This is a genomic window from Pseudomonas kulmbachensis (genome assembly GCF_963681935.1).
GTDB classification, from domain to species: domain Bacteria; phylum Pseudomonadota; class Gammaproteobacteria; order Pseudomonadales; family Pseudomonadaceae; genus Aquipseudomonas; species Aquipseudomonas kulmbachensis.
This window is the reverse complement of sequence record NZ_OY817088.1, coordinates 3,697,986-3,715,157: the sequence shown is the minus strand read 5'-3', so window position 1 is coordinate 3,715,157 and position 17,172 is coordinate 3,697,986. Positions and strand designations below refer to the sequence as shown.

At 57.6% G+C, this 17,172-nt stretch carries 12 protein-coding genes; 6 read left to right on the top strand and 6 right to left on the bottom strand.

The genetic code is table 11. From position 1 onward, the window contains the following. The first annotated feature begins 18 nt into the window (after window positions 1–18). Window positions 19–1,701, top strand: a complete 1,683-nt coding sequence (locus U5A05_RS17200) for an AMP-binding protein (protein WP_321834069.1) — start codon at window positions 19–21, stop codon at window positions 1,699–1,701. Between the two features lie 686 nt (window positions 1,702–2,387). On the opposite strand, the gene U5A05_RS17195 is transcribed toward U5A05_RS17200, so the two are convergent. Genes U5A05_RS17195 through U5A05_RS17185 form a run of 3 tightly spaced genes read right to left on the bottom strand, consistent with a single transcriptional unit; the run spans window position 2,388 to window position 4,715 of the window. Continuing rightward, window positions 2,388–3,284, bottom strand: a complete 897-nt coding sequence (locus U5A05_RS17195; protein ID WP_321834068.1) for a hydroxymethylglutaryl-CoA lyase — start codon at window positions 3,282–3,284, stop codon at window positions 2,388–2,390. 52 nt (window positions 3,285–3,336) lie between these two features. Further along, complete coding sequence (locus U5A05_RS17190) at window positions 3,337–3,735, bottom strand: MerR family transcriptional regulator (protein WP_261739118.1); 399 nt, start codon at window positions 3,733–3,735, stop codon at window positions 3,337–3,339. Between the two features lie 26 nt (window positions 3,736–3,761). Further along, window positions 3,762–4,715 carry a LysR family transcriptional regulator gene (locus U5A05_RS17185; RefSeq protein WP_261739117.1) on the bottom strand — a complete coding sequence of 318 codons (954 nt, stop codon included), beginning with the start codon at window positions 4,713–4,715 and terminating at the stop codon, window positions 3,762–3,764. A 158-nt stretch (window positions 4,716–4,873) separates the two neighbouring features. Here U5A05_RS17185 and U5A05_RS17180 point away from each other — a divergent pair, with 158 nt between their 5' ends. Next, window positions 4,874–6,079 (top strand): acyl-CoA dehydrogenase, encoded by a 1,206-nt coding sequence (locus U5A05_RS17180; protein ID WP_261739116.1) that lies wholly within the window; start codon window positions 4,874–4,876, stop codon window positions 6,077–6,079. Between the two features lie 21 nt (window positions 6,080–6,100). On the opposite strand, the gene U5A05_RS17175 is transcribed toward U5A05_RS17180, so the two are convergent. Further along, window positions 6,101–7,396: a substrate-binding domain-containing protein gene (locus U5A05_RS17175; RefSeq protein ID WP_261742468.1), complete on the bottom strand. Its 1,296-nt coding sequence runs from the start codon at window positions 7,394–7,396 to the stop codon at window positions 6,101–6,103. A gap of 243 nt (window positions 7,397–7,639) precedes the next feature. Continuing rightward, the gene (xthA, locus tag U5A05_RS17170; protein WP_261739115.1) at window positions 7,640–8,452 is read right to left on the bottom strand and encodes an exodeoxyribonuclease III; all 813 of its coding nucleotides are present in this window, start codon (window positions 8,450–8,452) and stop codon (window positions 7,640–7,642) included. Window positions 8,453–8,635: 183 nt separating this feature from the next. Between xthA and U5A05_RS17165 the strand changes: the two genes are divergently transcribed. The 3 genes from U5A05_RS17165 (at window position 8,636) to U5A05_RS17155 (ending at window position 14,748) form a co-directional block, all read left to right on the top strand. Then, window positions 8,636–9,286 (top strand): GNAT family N-acetyltransferase, encoded by a 651-nt coding sequence (locus U5A05_RS17165; protein WP_261739114.1) that lies wholly within the window; start codon window positions 8,636–8,638, stop codon window positions 9,284–9,286. Window positions 9,287–9,349: 63 nt separating this feature from the next. Next, complete coding sequence (locus U5A05_RS17160) at window positions 9,350–11,077, top strand: autotransporter assembly complex protein TamA (protein ID WP_261739113.1); 1,728 nt, start codon at window positions 9,350–9,352, stop codon at window positions 11,075–11,077. Continuing rightward, a complete protein-coding gene (locus U5A05_RS17155) occupies window positions 11,074–14,748 on the top strand; it encodes a translocation/assembly module TamB domain-containing protein (RefSeq protein WP_321834065.1) in 3,675 nt (1,224 codons plus the stop codon). Before U5A05_RS17160 ends, U5A05_RS17155 begins: the two co-directional genes overlap by 4 nt. Before the next feature lie 136 nt (window positions 14,749–14,884). Here the strand turns inward: U5A05_RS17155 and U5A05_RS17150 are convergent, their stop codons facing one another. Further along, window positions 14,885–15,880, bottom strand: coding sequence for an aldo/keto reductase (locus tag U5A05_RS17150; protein ID WP_321834063.1), 996 nt, complete (start codon window positions 15,878–15,880; stop codon window positions 14,885–14,887). 107 nt (window positions 15,881–15,987) lie between these two features. Between U5A05_RS17150 and U5A05_RS17145 the strand changes: the two genes are divergently transcribed. Next, window positions 15,988–16,893, top strand: a complete 906-nt coding sequence (locus tag U5A05_RS17145) for a LysR family transcriptional regulator (protein WP_261739110.1) — start codon at window positions 15,988–15,990, stop codon at window positions 16,891–16,893. Window positions 16,894–17,172: the final 279 nt, after the last annotated feature.

Below are 17,172 nucleotides of genomic sequence, written 5' to 3'. Positions count from 1 at the left end.
ATCACAAGAGGAGTTGTCATGAAGCTGCAATCCAACCCCAGTTACAGCCAGGGTGCGCAGGACAAGCCACTGCTGGCGATGACCATAGGACAGGCTTTCGATCAGACCGTTGCGCGCTATCCCGAGGGCGAAGCGCTGGTGGTACGGCATCAACAGCAACGCTACACCTGGGCCCAGTTGGCGCGAGCGGTCGATGTGCATGCCAGAGCGTTGCTGGCCTTGGGTTTGCAAGTGGGGGACCGACTAGGGGTGTGGGCTCCTAACGGTGCCGAGTGGTTTATCAGCCAGTTTGCCAGCGCTAGGATTGGCGTGATTCTGGTCAACATCAACCCCGCATACCGGCTCTCTGAGCTGGAATACGTGCTTAAGCAATCGGGGTGTCAGTGGCTGGTTTGCGCGGGTGCGTTCAAGACCTCCAACTACCACGTCATGCTCCAGGAACTCATTCCCGAACTGGCCGAACAATCGATCGGGGCGCTTGATTGCCCACGCTTTGCCGAGCTGCGCGGGGTTATCAGCCTTGCTCCTGAACCGCCTGCTGGCTTCCTGCCCTGGTCACAACTAGCCCCGGTGGCTGACGGGGTTACGGTTGAGCAACTGCATGCCCGCCAGGCCAGCCTGCACTTCGATCAGCCGGTAAACATTCAGTACACCTCGGGCACTACGGGCTTTCCCAAGGGCGCGACCCTTAGCCATCACAATATTCTCAACAATGGCTACATGGTCGGTGAAAGTCTGGGGCTGACGGCCAATGACCGGCTGGTAATCCCGGTGCCGCTGTATCACTGCTTTGGCATGGTGATGGGCAATCTGGGTTGCGTGACCCACGGCACGACGATGATCTACCCCAGTGAAGCCTTTGATCCGGGCCTGACGCTGCAAGCGGTGGCCGAGGAGCGGGCTACCGGGTTGTACGGCGTGCCAACCATGTTTATCGCCATGCTTGATCATCCGCAGCGTGCCGGCTTTGATCTGTCGAGCCTGCGTACCGGAATCATGGCCGGGGCCACGTGCCCGATCGAGATCATGCGTCGGGTCATCAGCGAAATGCATATGGGTGAGGTACAAATTGCCTATGGCATGACCGAAACCAGCCCGGTCTCGATACAGACGGGTCCTGCGGATGAGTTGGAATTACGTGTTACCACTGTGGGGCGTACCCAGCCACAGCTGGAGAGCAAGCTGATCGATGCGCAAGGCAACACCGTTGCACGCGGTGAGATTGGTGAGCTCTGTACGCGGGGCTACAGCGTGATGCTGGGTTACTGGAGCAACCCGCAGGCGACTCGCGAGGCCATCGACAGCGAAGGCTGGATGCATACCGGGGATTTGGCGCAGATGGATGAGCAGGGCTATGTGCGCATCGTGGGGCGTAACAAGGACATGATTATTCGCGGTGGTGAAAATATTTACCCGCGTGAGCTGGAAGAGTTCTTTTTTACCCATCCGGCCGTGGCTGACGTGCAGATCGTGGGCATCCCGGATGCCAAATATGGCGAAGAGATTGTTGCCTGGATCAAATTCCACCCAGGCCACACGGCTAATGAGCTGGAGTTGCAAACCTGGTGCAAGTCACGCATTGCGCACTTTAAAACGCCGCGTTACTTCAAGTTTGTGGAGACCTTTCCCATGACGGTGACTGGCAAGATCCAGAAGTTCAAAATGCGCGAGATCAGCATTCAGGAGTGTGCAAAACGCTAAGGCACTATTTGTTTTTTTGTGGGAGCGGGCTTGCTCGCGATGCAGTCGCTGCGGTTTATCAGGTAAACCGAGGTGAAGGCCATCGCGAGCAGGCTCGCTCCCACATGAGTCGCATGTGATTTGGCAAAATATCAAATCCCGGACAACACAAAGGGGAGCCTGGGCTCCCCTTTAATATGTCGTTGCATGCTCTTTTTTTATTATTGAAGGGCGGTTTATTGTTGTTTTTGGAACTCACCCTTTGCTGCGTTTTTTTGCGACCCCCATCCGGGGTCAAGAGCAAACGTATTTTTTTGAGCGCTGATCCACTTTTATCACTGGCTATCAAACCTGTGATCCAACCTGTGCGGGTGCTACCTGAAGGTAGTTTTATTATTCTCTGCCCGGTTGCGAGGTGGCTTTTAGGCGCCTCGGAAAAGTAAACCTTCTCCAAAAAAATCTGTTAGCTGCGTCTCTGCCGTGTTGTTTTTGTTATGTCAGAGTCGTTTCGTATTGTTTTTATTATGTTGCTGCGGTTTTTATTCTTGTTATGCCATAGAGATAGCAGGAGCCGTGCCAACTTTTGAAAATCTTTATAAATCAATGGTTTATGATTTTTGGCAATAAAAAACCGGCCATAGGTATGGCCGGTTTGTTTCCGTGTTACTCGTTTGTGGGAACACGAGGTAACACCATGGAACACTTTTTTAGCCCTGGCGGGCCTTTGCTACCCGTGACCCGGTAACACGGCCCAGCACGTTGCAGATGTGTTCACCGGCCAGTAACAGCTTGTCCATGTCGATCCCGGTTTCGATGCCCATGCCGTTGAGCATGTACAGCACATCTTCTGTGGCCACGTTACCGCTGGCGCCCTTGGCATAAGGGCAGCCGCCGAGGCCGGCAATCGAGCTGTCGAACACCGCGATGCCTTCCTGCAGGCTGGCGTAGATATTCACCAGTGCCTGGCCGTAGGTATCGTGGAAATGCCCGGCGAGTTTTTCCCGAGGTACGTAAGCGGTTACTGCCTCAAACATCGCTCGCGTGGCCGTAGGTGTTCCGGTGCCAATGGTGTCGCCCAGCGACACTTCGTAACAGCCCATGGCGTACAGCTCTTTTGCTACCTGCGCGACCTGCTGCGCGCTGACCTGACCTTCATAGGGGCAGCCGAGCACACAGGACACATAGCCGCGTACGCTGATGCCGTGCTGTTGGGCGGCTTCGATGATGGGCACAAAGCGCGCCAGGCTTTCGCTGATCGAGCAGTTGATATTGCGTTGCGAGAAAGCTTCGGATGCCGCGGCAAATACCGCGACCTCTTTTACGCCTGCCGCCACGGCATCTTCAAACCCGCGCATGTTTGGTGCCAGTGCACCGTAGACCACCCCCGGCTTGCGCTGGATTTGCGCAAAGACCTCAGCTGAACCGGCCATTTGCGGCACCCACTTGGGCGATACAAAACTGCCGACCTCGATATAGCCCAGCCCGGCGTCGGTCAGGGCATCAACCAATTGCACCTTGTCGGCGACGCTGATGGGTTGAGCCTCATTTTGCAGACCGTCGCGGGGGCCAACTTCGATCAAGTGCACATAGGTTGGAAGTGTCATGGGGATTCACCGTATCTGTGTGGGGATACCCTGTGGGAGCGGGTATCAGCGTCTAATTGGTCGCCTGGCTGCTAATGGTCTGTTCCAGCGCCTGGATACAGCGTTCCTCGGCGGTATCCAGTTCCAGCTGCATTTGCTGGATATCCAGTAACTGCTGCTCCAGCTGCTCGCGGCGTTCGGCGATTTTGCCCAGCATGCTGTTGAGCTGCTTTTGATTGCCGCTGGTGGGGTCGTAAAGCTCGATCAGCTCGCGGCATTCGGCCAGTGAGAAACCGATGCGCTTGCCGCGCAGGATCAATTTCAGGCTGACCTTGTCCCGTGGCGAATACACCCGCTCCTGGCCGCGTCGCTCGGGGGCGAGCAAACCTTGTTCTTCATAAAAACGAATGGCACGGGTGGTGATGTCGAGCTCGCGGGCAAGGTCGGAAATACTGTACGTCTGGCTGCTCATGGGCGGGCTCTGGAAGAATCGTGCTCTTAAACTAATGGCTGCTTGACGTATACGTCAAGCAAGCTCGCAGCTTCGGATTTCACTTGCTGTTGGCACAGCTCGATCAGTTGCTCACGCATCCAGCGATTGGCCGGGTCTTGCTCGGTGCTTTCGTGCCAATACAAGTGGGTTTCCACGTTGGGCAACTCATTGAGCGGCAATGGCACAAAGTGCAGGGCATGGCGCCGGGCAAAACGTTCGGGCACGGTCATGACCATGTCGGTTTGTTGCAGCACATTGGAGGCCATCAGGTAATGCTGGGAGCGCAGGGTGATCTTGCGTTGCAGGCCCATTTTTCCCAGTGCCAGGTCTACTTCACCCAGGCCATTGCGCCGGGTCGAAATATGAATATGGGTCAGTGCCAGGTACTCATCCAGGCTCAGGGTCGCGTTGCTGGCTAATGGATGGCCTTGGCGCATGGCGCAGACATAGCGGTCTTCCATCAACTTGATATGGCGCACTTGCGGGTCGGTATTGAGTGGCGCATCCACCGCAAAATCCAGCCGTCCTGCCGCCAGATCACTGGTGGTCTCACGTCGATGGGAGAGAAAGCTCTCGACCACCACTGATGGCGCCTGACGCCGCAAGCGCTGAAATAACGGCGGCAAAATCACCGCTTCGGTCAGGTCAGTCATGCTGATACGGTAGGTCTTGTTGGCTTGCAGGGGGTTGAAGGTGCGGCTTTCCTGAACGGATACGCGCAACAGCGCGAGGGCACTGCGCACCGGGCTGATGATGTTTTGTGCCATTGGCGTCGGCACCATGCCCTGGGCGGTACGGACGAACAGCGGGTCGTTGAAACTCTCGCGCAATCGCGCCAGTGCATTGGACACGGCTGGTTGCGTGATGCCGATGATTTGCCCGGCGCGGGTCAGGTTGGCTTCGGTGTAGATGGCGTCGAAGACGATAAACAGATTGAGATCAACCTTGTTCAGGTTCATGGCACGTGACTCTTGTTGTTAGTTATAGGGCTGCGGGTGAATCATATATTGTTTATGAATGGTAATACACGCTGTTAATAGGTGGCGCAAATAAAGGCGGGCTGATCTAGCATCGGGCATCAGTATTTTTCGACATTCCCGGTAGAAGGTAGCCACCCATGGATTTCGCTTATTCCCCGAAAGTTCAGGTACTGCGCGAGCGTGTGACAGCGTTTATGGACGCCTATGTTTACCCGGCGGAAGCGATCTTCGATCAGCAGGTGGCTGAAGGCGATCGCTGGCAGCCGACAGCGATCATGCAAGAGCTGAAACTCAAGGCCCAGGCTGAAGGCCTGTGGAACCTGTTCTTGCCCGAGTCCGAACTGGGTGCCGGGTTAACCAATCTGGAATACGCGCCTCTGGCGGAAATCATGGGCCGCTCGATGCTGGGTTCGGAGCCGTTCAATTGCTCGGCGCCCGACACCGGCAATATGGAGGTGCTGGTGCGTTACGCCAGCGAGGCGCAAAAACAACAGTGGCTGGCACCACTGCTGCGGGGCGAAATACGCTCGGCGTTCGCGATGACCGAGCCGGATGTGGCCTCATCGGATGCAACCAATATGGCTGCCCGTGCTGTGCGTGAGGGTGAAGAATGGGTGATCAATGGCCGTAAATGGTGGACGTCCGGCGCCTGTGACCCGCGCTGCAAAATTCTGATTTTCATGGGGTTGAGCAATCCCGAAAACCCGCGTCATCAACAGCACTCGATGATCCTGGTGCCCATCGACACGCCGGGGGTGAAAATCGTACGGCCATTGCCGGTGTTCGGTTATGACGATGCGCCCCACGGGCATGCCGAAGTACTGTTCGATAATGTGCGAGTGCCCTACGAAAATGTCTTGCTGGGCGAAGGGCGCGGTTTTGAAATTGCTCAAGGCCGCCTTGGGCCGGGGCGAATCCACCACTGCATGCGCTCTGTTGGCATGGCCGAGCGGGCATTGGAATTGATGTGTAAACGCTCGTTGGGGCGCACCGCGTTCGGCAAACCGCTGGCACGTCTGGGGGCCAATATCGACAAAATCGCCGACTCGCGGATGGAGATCGACATGGCGCGGCTGTTGACGCTTAAAGCCGCGTACATGATGGACACCGTGGGTAACAAGGTGGCGAAAAGTGAAATCGCCCAGATCAAGGTCATCGCCCCGAACGTTGCGTTGAAAGTGATTGATCGGGCAATTCAGATTCATGGCGGGGCAGGGGTGTCGGGGGATTTTCCGCTGGCTTATATGTACGCCATGCAGCGCACGCTGCGCCTGGCCGATGGCCCGGATGAAGTACACCGGGCAGCGGTGGGCAAGTTTGAGCTGGACAAATATGTGGAGTGAAGGGCTTTTGATCCTGTGCAGTCAATACACCCACACCTCAACCCGGCGGTTCTTGAGGCGGCCTTCATCTTCGGTGTTGGCCGCTACCGGCATTTGTGCGCCGTAGCCGCGAATCTCGCGCAATACCACGCCATTTTTAACCAGCTCGCGGCGTACAGCCATTGCCCGCAATTTCGACAGCAGTTGTGCTCGCTCCGGGTCATCCTTGGCATCGCCAAAACCTACCAGCGTTACCTGTTTGTTGAGCTTGCCGGTGGCGGTAAGGTACTCGACGACCCGCAACAAGTCCTGGCGTGCCTTGTTATCCAGCGAGGCACTGCCTTCTTCAAAACGAAAGTTGACTGACAGGCGCTGCGCTTCTCTGGCCAGCGTCTGGTAGTCCAGAGGCATATGTGCACCGGGAAGCACGCTGCCTGCCTGTACGCTTTGGGCGACAAAACCGTTTTGCGCGACGATGGCCTGGCCTTGAGGGCTTTGGGTGAAGGTAATCAACGCCTTGGCCCAGGGATTGTTCGTAGAGGGTGGCAGGTAAAAGAACAGTCGCCGCGACAAGGGGTAATCCTCGCTGGCGATCAGACTGGTAAGCGGCAGCATCGGTTGCGATGCGCCATCGATGATGGCTACTGCTTTGGCCTCGCGGATATAAGGCAGGCCGATAAAACCAATGGCTTGCGGATCGTGGCTGACCGCATCCGACAGCTGCTCGCTGGATTCAAAGCGTTTCGCGGTGCTGCTCAAGGGGTGCTCGCTGCGGTTCAAGACCAGCTCCTTGAAGATTTCCCAGGTGCCGGATTGATTATCGCGAGCATATAAATGGATGGCGCCGCCGATACCGCCCAGTTGTTCCCAGCGGTTGATCTGGCCGCTGAAAATCTGTGCCAGCTGTTCGGTGTTGAGTTGATTGAGCGGGTTGCGTGGGTGAAGAATAATCGCCAGCCCGTCGATGGCAATTACCTGCTCGGCGTCAGGGCTTTTCAGGTCACCCAAGCGTTCGAGGTCGACCAGCTCACGGTCCTTGATTGGTCGCGATGAGGCCACCAGATCCGCCTGCCCTGAGGCAAGTGCAGCGAAACCGGTCCCCGAGCCGTGTGCAGCAACATCCACGCGGATCTGCTGACCTTGCGCGTTGGTGCCGACAATACTGTGTTCGTTGGGAGGGACGACGGGGACGCTATGGATGTCATGCAGCCCTTGCTCGGCCAGCATGGCCGCCACCAGCGCCGGGCCGAGGTTGGCGCCGATAGTGTTGGAACCCTGTATGTGCAAGTCGGCAGCAATGACCAGGCTGGTCATGGTGCAGAACAGGGTCAACGACATAAAGCGCAGCATCAGCGGGCACCTTCCTGGGGGCCATAGAAGTGCATGCAATTTAAGTCAGAAAAGTTGCAAGCCGATGACACGGTTTCCTGTAGCCGCTGCCGGAGGAACGAGGCTGCGTTCGGCGAAGGAGTCGTCGCAAATCAGGCGCCTCAATGTAACAGACAAATTGAGTGCTCAGGTTTCACGACGGATACGCCGCCGAACGCAGCCCCGCTGCGCTCCTCAGCGGCTACAGGCCACTCAGCTCAATTCCAGCCAGATCGGTGCATGGTCTGATGGTTTTTCCATGCCGCGCAGGTCGTAGTCGACTCCCGCCGCCTTGATCCGTGGCACCAGCCCCTCGGAGGCGAGGATCACGTCAATCCGCAGGCCGCGCTTGGGCTCGTCTTCAAAACCGCGGCTGCGGTAGTCGAACCAGCTGAAGCGGTCGGCCACGTCCGGGTGCAGATAACGGAAGCTGTCTACCAGCCCCCAGCCCTTTAGGCGTTCCAGCCACTCGCGCTCTTCCGGCAAAAAGCTGCACTTGCCGGTTTTCAGCCAGCGCTTGGCGTTGTCCGGGCCGATGCCGATGTCGCAGTCCTGTGGGGAAATATTGATATCACCCATCACCACCAGCGGTTGTTCGTTGCTGAACTGGCTTTCGAGCAACTGCTGCAGGTCGCTGTAAAAACGCTGCTTGGCCGGAAACTTGGTAGGGTGGTCGCGGCTTTCGCCCTGTGGGAAGTAACCGTTCATGATGGTCACGGGCTGGCCGTTTTCGTCGGCGAAAGTGCCCCAGATAAAACGCCGTTGCGCATCTTCTTCGTCGCTGGCGAAACCTTTATGCAGTTCCAGCGGCGCCTGGCGCGAGAGCAGGGCGACACCGTAATGGCCTTTTTGGCCATGAAAGTGCACGTGATAACCCAGCGCTTCGATGTCGGCGAGGGGGAACTGGTCGTCATGGACTTTGGTTTCTTGCAGGCCGATCACGTCTGGCTGATGTTTTTCGATCAGGGCTGCCAGTTGATGCGGCCTAGCGCGCAGGCCATTGATGTTGAATGAAACGATTTTCATGGGCGGGCAGTCCTGAGCAAAACTGCGATGCTAGCGGACTGACGCGTCAGCGGCCAGTGTGCAGTAGGTCAAATGCACTGCTAACGTAGGATGCACTTGGCCATGATTGAACTGTTGTGGCACTCGGGGGTTCGTACGCATTAGAAGCGCTGCCATGCAGGCCGCGCCCGGGAGATTTATCGCATGACGCAAACGTCGAACGCCAGCAGTCAGATTCAGATGCTCGACAGCGGCTATTCAAGAGAAGCGCGCTCTTTGCTGTATCAGGCCTATCGCCATGAGCCGACGTTCCGCTTTCTGTTTAACGCGAACCGCAGTGGTTACGAACAGCGGGTCAGGGCCACGGTGCGCGAGCTGGTCAAGCAGCATTTCCTGCAGGATTTGCCCGCGTTGGGGTTGCTGGTCAATGACCGGTTGTTGGGTGTTGCCTTGATTGCGCCGCCGCAAAGGCGCCTGGGCATCACTGAAAGTTGGGCATGGCAGTTGCGTATGCTGCTCAGTACCGGTTTGAGCTGTACGCGGCGCTATCTGGATTATCACCAAGCGGTACAGGCCTGCGTCCCGGGCGATGCAGTCCACATGTTGCCGTTGTTGGGGATTCATCCTGAATTTCAGGGGTTGCACTATGGCGAGCAGTTGCTGGAAGCCGTGCATAACTGGTGTGCCGAAGACGAACATTCCGAAGGCGTGGTGCTCGACACCGGGAACCCGCACTATCTGGAGTTCTACAAGCGTCAGGGTTATGTGGAAATAGGTGAGGTAGCGGTCGGACCTGTTGTGGAGCATGTGTTCTTTCATGCCAATCCACAGGTTTCACGCGTAGACGAAGCTTAAAATCCAGTTTCTGCCCATTGACGCGCTCTATGCGCACCCTAGCCCGTGATAGCATTCGCGCCTATGAAGTATCCAGGAAGATTTACCAGTGGTGTTGTCCTGCTGTTCAGCAGTTTTGCGGCGTTTGCCCAAAGCGAGCTGGTGGTCAAGGTCAACCCGGCAAACGATGCCCTCAAGGCCAACGTGGAAGGTTATATCGGCAGCCTCGACGATCGCGACGAGAAAGCGTTGCTGCGCTTCAAGCGTGGTGCGCAAGAGCAGGCCCTTAAAGCATCCCAGGCCTTGGGTTACTACCAGCCCAGCATAGAAGCCGAGGTTGAGCCCGGTGCCAAACCGCGTCTGGTGTTGCGCATTGATCCCGGCGAACCGGTGCATCTGCGCAACGTCAATGTGCGCGTCGAAGGCCCGGCCGCCTCGCTCAAGGCGTTTCAAATCCCGGCCAGTGATGATCTGAAACCGGGTGCGGTGCTTAATCAGGGCAACTACGAAGACGCCAAGCGGATGATTCAAAACCGGGCCCTGCGGTACGGTTTTTTCAACGGCAAATTTACTCGGCACGAACTGCTGGTCGACCCTAAGGGCGGTTTTGCAGACATCGATCTGGTCTACGAAAGCGGACCGCGTTTCCTCCTTGGCAAAGTCAGTTTTGCCGGCGATGCACCTTTTGACCAAACCCTGTTGCAACGCATGGTGCCTTTTACTCCGGACACTCCTTACGACTCGGAGCTGGTTGCAGAACTCAATCAAAACCTGCAAAGCAGTGGTTATTTTGAAGTCGTGCGTGTCGATGCCGCACCGAGTACCGCTGTAGGGCAAGTAATTCCGGTCGACGTTGATCTGGAAACCCGCAAGCCGCGCACCATGACCCTTGGCCTTGGTTTTTCGACCGACACCGGTGCCCGTGGCAAGGCTAGCTGGATGCGTCACTGGGGCAACCCGCGGGGCGATAGCTATGGTTTCGAATCTGAAATTTCCCAGCCCAAGCAAAACGTCGGCGCCTGGTATGACATCCCGCTGGACCCGCCGCTGACCGACAAGCTGCGTCTTGCCGCGGGTTATCAAAATGAAGAAATCGCCAACACCGATACCTTGAGCAAGTTGCTCACGGTTGGCCCCGAGTGGCACAGCAAACTGGACAATGGCTGGACGCGAGTCGTGTCGCTCAAGTGGCAGCACGAGGAATATCGCCTGGGCGATGACTCTGGCCTCAGTACCCTGCTGATGCCAGGCGTCAGCTATTCGGTATTGCGCAGCGATAACCGTATCGATCCCAGCCACGGTTATAGCGTGACCACGGATATGCAAGTGGCCAAGGAAGGATTGTTGTCCGATACCAACCTGTTCCATGGTGATGTGAAGCTCAAGGCGCTGACCACCTTGTGGGACAAGCACCGCTTTTTGGGGCGGATTCAGTTTGGCGGCAGTGCCACCAATGGCTACCAATCGATTCCGCCATCCTTGCGCTTCTTTGCCGGTGGCGACCAGAGCGTGCGTGGCTATGACTACCAGACCCTGTCGCCGAAAAATTCGGAAGGTGATCGCATCGGCGGGCGTTACATGCTGGCTGGCAGCCTTGAGTATCAATATCAGTTCGCTGACAAATGGCGCTGGGCGACTTTTGTCGACCAGGGCAACGCATTCAATACGCTGGACTTTCCGAGCCTGAAAACCGGGGTCGGTGTGGGTATTCGCTGGATTTCTCCGGTTGGCCCGATACGCCTCGATCTGGCCCATGCGCTGGATGACGATGGCGGTGTTCGTTTGCACTTCTCGATGGGGCCAGAACTGTGATTCGTGGTTTGAAAATAGCCGGTCTGGTGTTGTTGGCGTTGGTGCTGCTGGTGGTTGTCAGCGTGGGCGTTATTCTCGGGACGCAGGCGGGCAGCCGCTGGGTGCTGGGGCAAGTGCCGGGCTTGCAAGTGGACAACTTCGCCGGGCGCCTGGGTGGCCAATGGGGTGCCGATCATCTGTTGTGGGAGCAAGGTACCAGTCGGGTCGAGGTGAGCAGGCCGATCTTTGCCTGGTCGCCGGGCTGCCTGATGCGCATGACTCTGTGTATTGATCAATTGCAGGCCGAGCAAATCAGCCTGCAATTTCCCCCGAGTGAAGACAGCAGTAGCGGTCCGATCAGCCTGCCGGAGTTGAAATTGCCGCTGGCGATTGAAGTTGGAGTGGTCAAAGTCGGCAATGTGCTGTTCAACGGCATCGAACAACTCAAAGGCATGCAGATGTCGGCGCAGTGGACCGCCAAGGGTTTGCAGATCGACTCGGTGCATGTCGAGCGCGAAGACCTGAACGTTGAACTGTCCGGCTTGCTGCAACCCAATGGCGACTGGCCATTGACCTTGCAAGGCAATATCAGCCTGCCAGCACCGGGTGAAAAACCCTTGGCGCTGGCGCTCAAGGTTGAAGGTAGTGTGCGCACTACGCTGAACCTTACGGCCGACAGCAGCGGTTACCTTAACGCGCATCTGACGGGTGAAATTCAGCCGTTGGCGGATAACTTCCCGGCGCAGTTGAAAATTACCGCCGAGCCGTTCAAGGCCAGTCCGGATCTGCCGGATACCTTGCAGCTCAATCAGTTGCTGCTCACGGCTAAGGGCAATCTCAAAGACGGTTATGAATTGAATGGCAGCGCCACTCTGCCAGCTGAAAAAGAGCCAGTGAATCTGCTGCTCAAAGGTCGGGTAGATGCCAAGGGCGCGCACATCGCAGCACTGGATTTGACGGCCAACCCGCAGCAGCGCTTGAAACTGTCGGGGCAAGTGGACTGGCAGGAAGGTTTGAGTGCCGAAGCCAAAATCGACTGGCTGGAATTCCCCTGGCACAACCTGTACCCGGTGATCGACAAGCCCGATGTGGACTTGCGTACCTTTGTTGGTGAAGTGTCCTACAGAGATGGCAATTATCTGGGTAACTTCAAGGCTGACCTCGACGGTCCAGCAGGCAAGTTCAGCCTCAGCAGCCCATTCAGTGGCGATCTGGGCAAGATATTCCTGCCGCAGCTCAAGCTGGTGGCCGGGCAGGGCAAGGCCGAAGGGCACGTCAATCTGCAGTTCGCCGACGGCCTGGTGTGGGACACGGCACTGGATTTGAGTGCAATCAACCCAGCGTACTGGGTGGCCGAGTTGCCGGGTACGTTGGCAGGGCCATTGCGCAGCAAGGGCTCATTCAAAAATGAGCGTCTTGAGCTGGATGCCAACCTCGACCTTAAAGGCCGTTTGCGCGGCCAGCCAGCGGTATTGCAAGCCAAGGCTGCAGGCGCAGGAGAGGCCTGGACTGTCAGTGCGCTGGACATTCGCCTGGGTGATAACCGAATCAATGGCAGCGCCAGTTTGCAGCAGCAACTCAAGGCCCAGCTTGATCTGAACATGCCGCGTCTGGGGCAACTGTGGCCCGAACTGCGCGGCCAGCTCAAAGGCCGGGTCGACCTGGCCGGGACGCTCAACGCGCCGCAAGGCAAGGTGCAGCTCAACGGCCAACAGCTGGCATTTGCCGATAATCATCTGCAAAGCCTGAGCCTGGATGCCAGTCTTGATCGTAATCAACGTGGTCGCTTTGACCTCAAAGGCAGCGGGATTCAGGCCGGTGACACTCAGCTTGGCGTACTCACTGCCAACGGCAGTGGCGATATCAAGCGCCAGCAGTTGAAGCTGGCGTTGCAAGGGCCGTTGCTGCAACTGGGCCTGGCGCTGGAGGGTGGCCTGGATAAAGACAATTGGCGTGGACGATTGGTCAGCGGTGACGTCAAGGCTGGCGGGCAGGACTGGGTGTTGCAAAACCCGGCGCGCCTGGAACGCCTGGCCGATGGCCGGGTCAATCTGGGCGCACAATGCTGGATCTCTGGTCCGGCCAGTTTGTGCAGCGAAGAGCAACGCCTGGTGCCGGATCCCAAGTTGCGCTTGCACCTCAAGCAGTTTCCGCTCGACAGCCTGGCGCAGTGGCTGCCCAAGGATTTCCAATGGCAAGGCCAGCTCAATGCTGACCTGATGCTCGACCTGCCAGCCAGCGGGCCCAAAGGCCAGATAGTGGTGGATGCCAGTGGCGGCACGTTGCGCTTCAAGGACAAGGGCCAGTGGCTGGACTTCCCGTATCAGGCGTTCAAGCTGACCAGCAATCTGACGCCCAACCGGGTCGACTCCAGGCTCGATTTCGACGGTGGCAAGCTGGGGCAACTGATGCTGGCGGCGCGAATCAACCCGCTGCCAAAAAGCAAACCGATCACCGGTGAGTTCCGCCTGAGCGGGTTGGATGTGTCGATGATTCGTCCATTTGCGCCAATGGTGGAAAAACTCACCGGCCAATTGAACGGCTCGGGCACGATTTCCGGCGCGTTGCTGGCGCCTCATATCAACGGCAATGTGGCTCTGACTGGCGGCGAAATTTCAGGCCCGCAGTTGCCAACCAGTTTCGAGAATCTGCAACTTTCGGTAGCCATCAACGGTGAAACTGCACTGTTGAATGGTGGCTGGACCAGTGGCCCTCAAGGGCAGGGCAGCATCAGCGGCAATCTCGCCTGGGGCCAGGCTATGGCGGTCAACGTGCTGGTCAAGGGCAACAATTTGCCGGTTACGGTGGAGCCCTACGCCAAGCTTGAAGTCGCCCCCGACCTGAAGATCTCCCTGAATGCCGATAACACCTTGTTGATCGCCGGTCGGGTGAACGTTCCCAAAGGTGAAATCGTTGTTCGCGAGTTGCCGCCTTCGACGGTCAAGGTCTCGGATGACACTGTGATCGTGGGCCAGCAAACGACGGATGAGGCGCCGCCGATGCAGGTGGATATGGACATCACGGTGGTGGTGGGGCAGGAGTTGCTGACGTTCTCGGGCTTCGGCCTGAACGCTGACCTGGCCGGGCAGGTGCATATCGGCAACAACATGGATACCCGTGGCGAGTTACGGTTGAACAATGGCCGCTACCGGGCCTATGGCCAGAAGTTGACCATTCGCCGGGCGCGTTTGTTGTTTGCCGGGCCCATTGATCAGCCGTATCTGGACATCGAAGCGATTCGCCAGACCGACGATGTTATCGCCGGGATTCGCCTGACAGGCAGTGCGGAACAGCCCACCACGCAAATCTTCTCGGAACCGGCCATGAGCCAGGAGCAGGCGTTGTCCTACCTGATTCTGGGGCGACCGCTGACGGGGACTGGTGAAGATGAAAATATGCTGGCGCAAGCGGCACTGGGCCTGGGGTTGATGGGCAGTTCGGGGATCACCACCAGCCTGGCCAATCACCTAGGGATCAAGGACTTTGAACTCGACACCCAAGGCAGCGGCAACAGCACGGCAGTGGTGGCCAGTGGCAAGATCAACGAGCGCTTGAGCGTGCGTTACGGGGTTGGCGTATTTGAACCTGCCAGTACCATTGCCCTGCGTTACAAACTGAGCAAACGGGTGTATGTCGAAGTGGCCAGCGGCTTTGCGAGTTCGCTGGATATCTTCTACAAACGGGATTTTTAACCTGGGGTGAAATCCTGCGGCAGCGGTTACAGAGATACTTCAGCCGTGGGAGCGAGCCTGCTCGCGAAGATCATTCGCGAGCAGGCTCGCTCCCACAGGGTGCTTGACCTGGAGCTGAGTATCTACAGGCTGTTGATCAGTGATTCAGTTGCTGCATCACCTCTTCGGTATAGCGCAACCCTGCCACGGCGCTGGCCGGGAAAATCGCCTCCAGTGCCGCCAGTTCGCTGGCGTTCAACTTGACCTCCAGCGCCGCCACATTCTGTTCCAGATATTTGCGCTGTTTGGTGCCAGGGATCGGGATCAGGTAATCACCTTGAGCCAGTACCCACGCCAAGGCCAATTGCCCGGCAGTTACGCCTTTTTCCGCCGCCAGACTTTCAACCTGCTCAACCAACAGCAGATTTTTGGCGAAGTTGTCACCTTGGAAACGCGGGCTGAAACGGCGGTAGTCGTCGTCGGCAAAGTCGTCAGCAGTTTTCAGAGCGCCGGTCAAAAAGCCACGCCCCAGCGGGCTATAAGGCACAAAGGCAATCCCCAGGCGTCGGCAGGCCTCAAGGCAGCCGTTGTCTTCCTGATCCCGGCTCCACAGCGAATACTCACTTTGCAGCGCGCTGATCGGATGCACCTTGTGCGCACGTTCAAGGGTCGTTGCCGAGGCCTCGCTCAGGCCCAGATAGCGAACCTTGCCCGCCTTGACCAGATCCGCCATCGCGCCGACGGTCTCTTCAATCGGTACATTCGGGTCCATGCGGTGCTGGTAGTACAGGTCGATAGTCTCGACCCCCAAACGCTTGAGGCTGCCCTCGATGGACTGGCGGATGTACTCGGGGCGACCGCTGACGGCGCGAAAGGCCGGGTTGGCCGGATCACGTACGATGCCGAACTTGCTGGCCACAAACACCTGGTCGCGTTTGCCGCGTATCGCCTGGCCGATCAGTTCTTCATTGGTGTGCGGGCCGTAAATATCGGCGGTATCGAGCAGGTTGATTCCCAGTTCCAAGGCTCGGTGCAGGGTGGCCACGGCTTCGCGGGTGTTGCTGCCGGTGGTGTAGAAATCGGTCATGCCCATGCAGCCAAGGCCAATAGCGCTGACATAAGGGCCGTTTTTACCAAGTTGGCGAGTGTGCATGCGAAGTGCTCCTGAGTGGGGTGGAGCTATTCTTGACCTCGACAGCGGCAAGATAAACCGGGTAAAAACACTATGAGTATTCGTATTTTCTAAACAATGGAGGGGCTATGGACCGATTCAACGCGATGCGGGTCTTTACCCGTATCGTTGAGCTGGGCGGTTTCGCCAAAGCTGCCGACAGCCTGCAAATGCCTCGCGCCTCGGTCACGGTACTGATCAAGCAACTGGAAGCGCACTTGGGCGTACAACTGTTGCATCGCACTACGCGCCAAGTGAGTCCTACCCTGGACGGCGCCGCGTACTACCAGCGCTGCATCAGTTTGCTGGCAGATCTTGAGGAAGCCGAAGGGCTGTTCAAAAGCAGCCAGCCCAAGGGAACGCTTCGGGTCGAGATGCCTGCTGCGGTGGGCCGCCTGGTGGTGTTGCCGGCTTTGCCGGAATTCACGCAGCGCTATGCGCACATCGAGCTGGAAATCGGTCTTAACGATCGCCCGGTGGATCTGATTCGCGAAGGTGTGGATTGCGTGATTCGCGGCGGATTGACGATGGATGATTCACTGGTGGCGCGGCCGCTGGTGCAGATGGATCAGATCACGTGCGCCAGCCCCGGCTATTTGCAGGCCCACGGCGTGCCGCAATCACTTGAGGACTTGAGCGGGCATCAGGTGGTGGAGTACTTCTCCAGCGCATCCGGCAAGCGCTACGGGCTGGAGTTCCAGATCGGTGACGAAGTACGTCTGGTGGATTTGCCCAAGCAGATCGCGGTCAATAGTGCAGAGGGTTATCTGGCGGCGTGTGTGGCGGGGTATGGTCTGGTGCAAGTGCCGCATTACCATGTTGCGCAACTGGTGCGTGAAGGACGAGTGCAAGAAGTGCTCGGCGATTGTCTGCCACCGCGCATGGCATTGACCGCCCTGTATCCGCCGCATCGGCAACTGTCGCCGCGAGTGCGGGTGTTTGTGGATTGGCTGGTGGATTTGTGTGCCCGGCCGGGCAGTGGCTTTAGACGTTAACCCGAGCCTGCGGGGCAGGCTCGGGGTGATTCATCAGCGGTGGTAATAACCTGGGCCACCATCATAGTAACGGTGATCGCCATGCCTTCCATGACCTGGGAAAACCACGCACCCGCTCATGGCCAGGATGAGCAACAACGGGACCAGCCTGGAGATACGACGTAACATGCACAGATCCTCAAGGTTAGAGCCGGTGGCAGCTAAAAAGCTTCCCCGGCTGTAAGATGAGACCTCGAATGTTTCAAATCATCTCCGTAAACCGAACATATTTGTTAAATT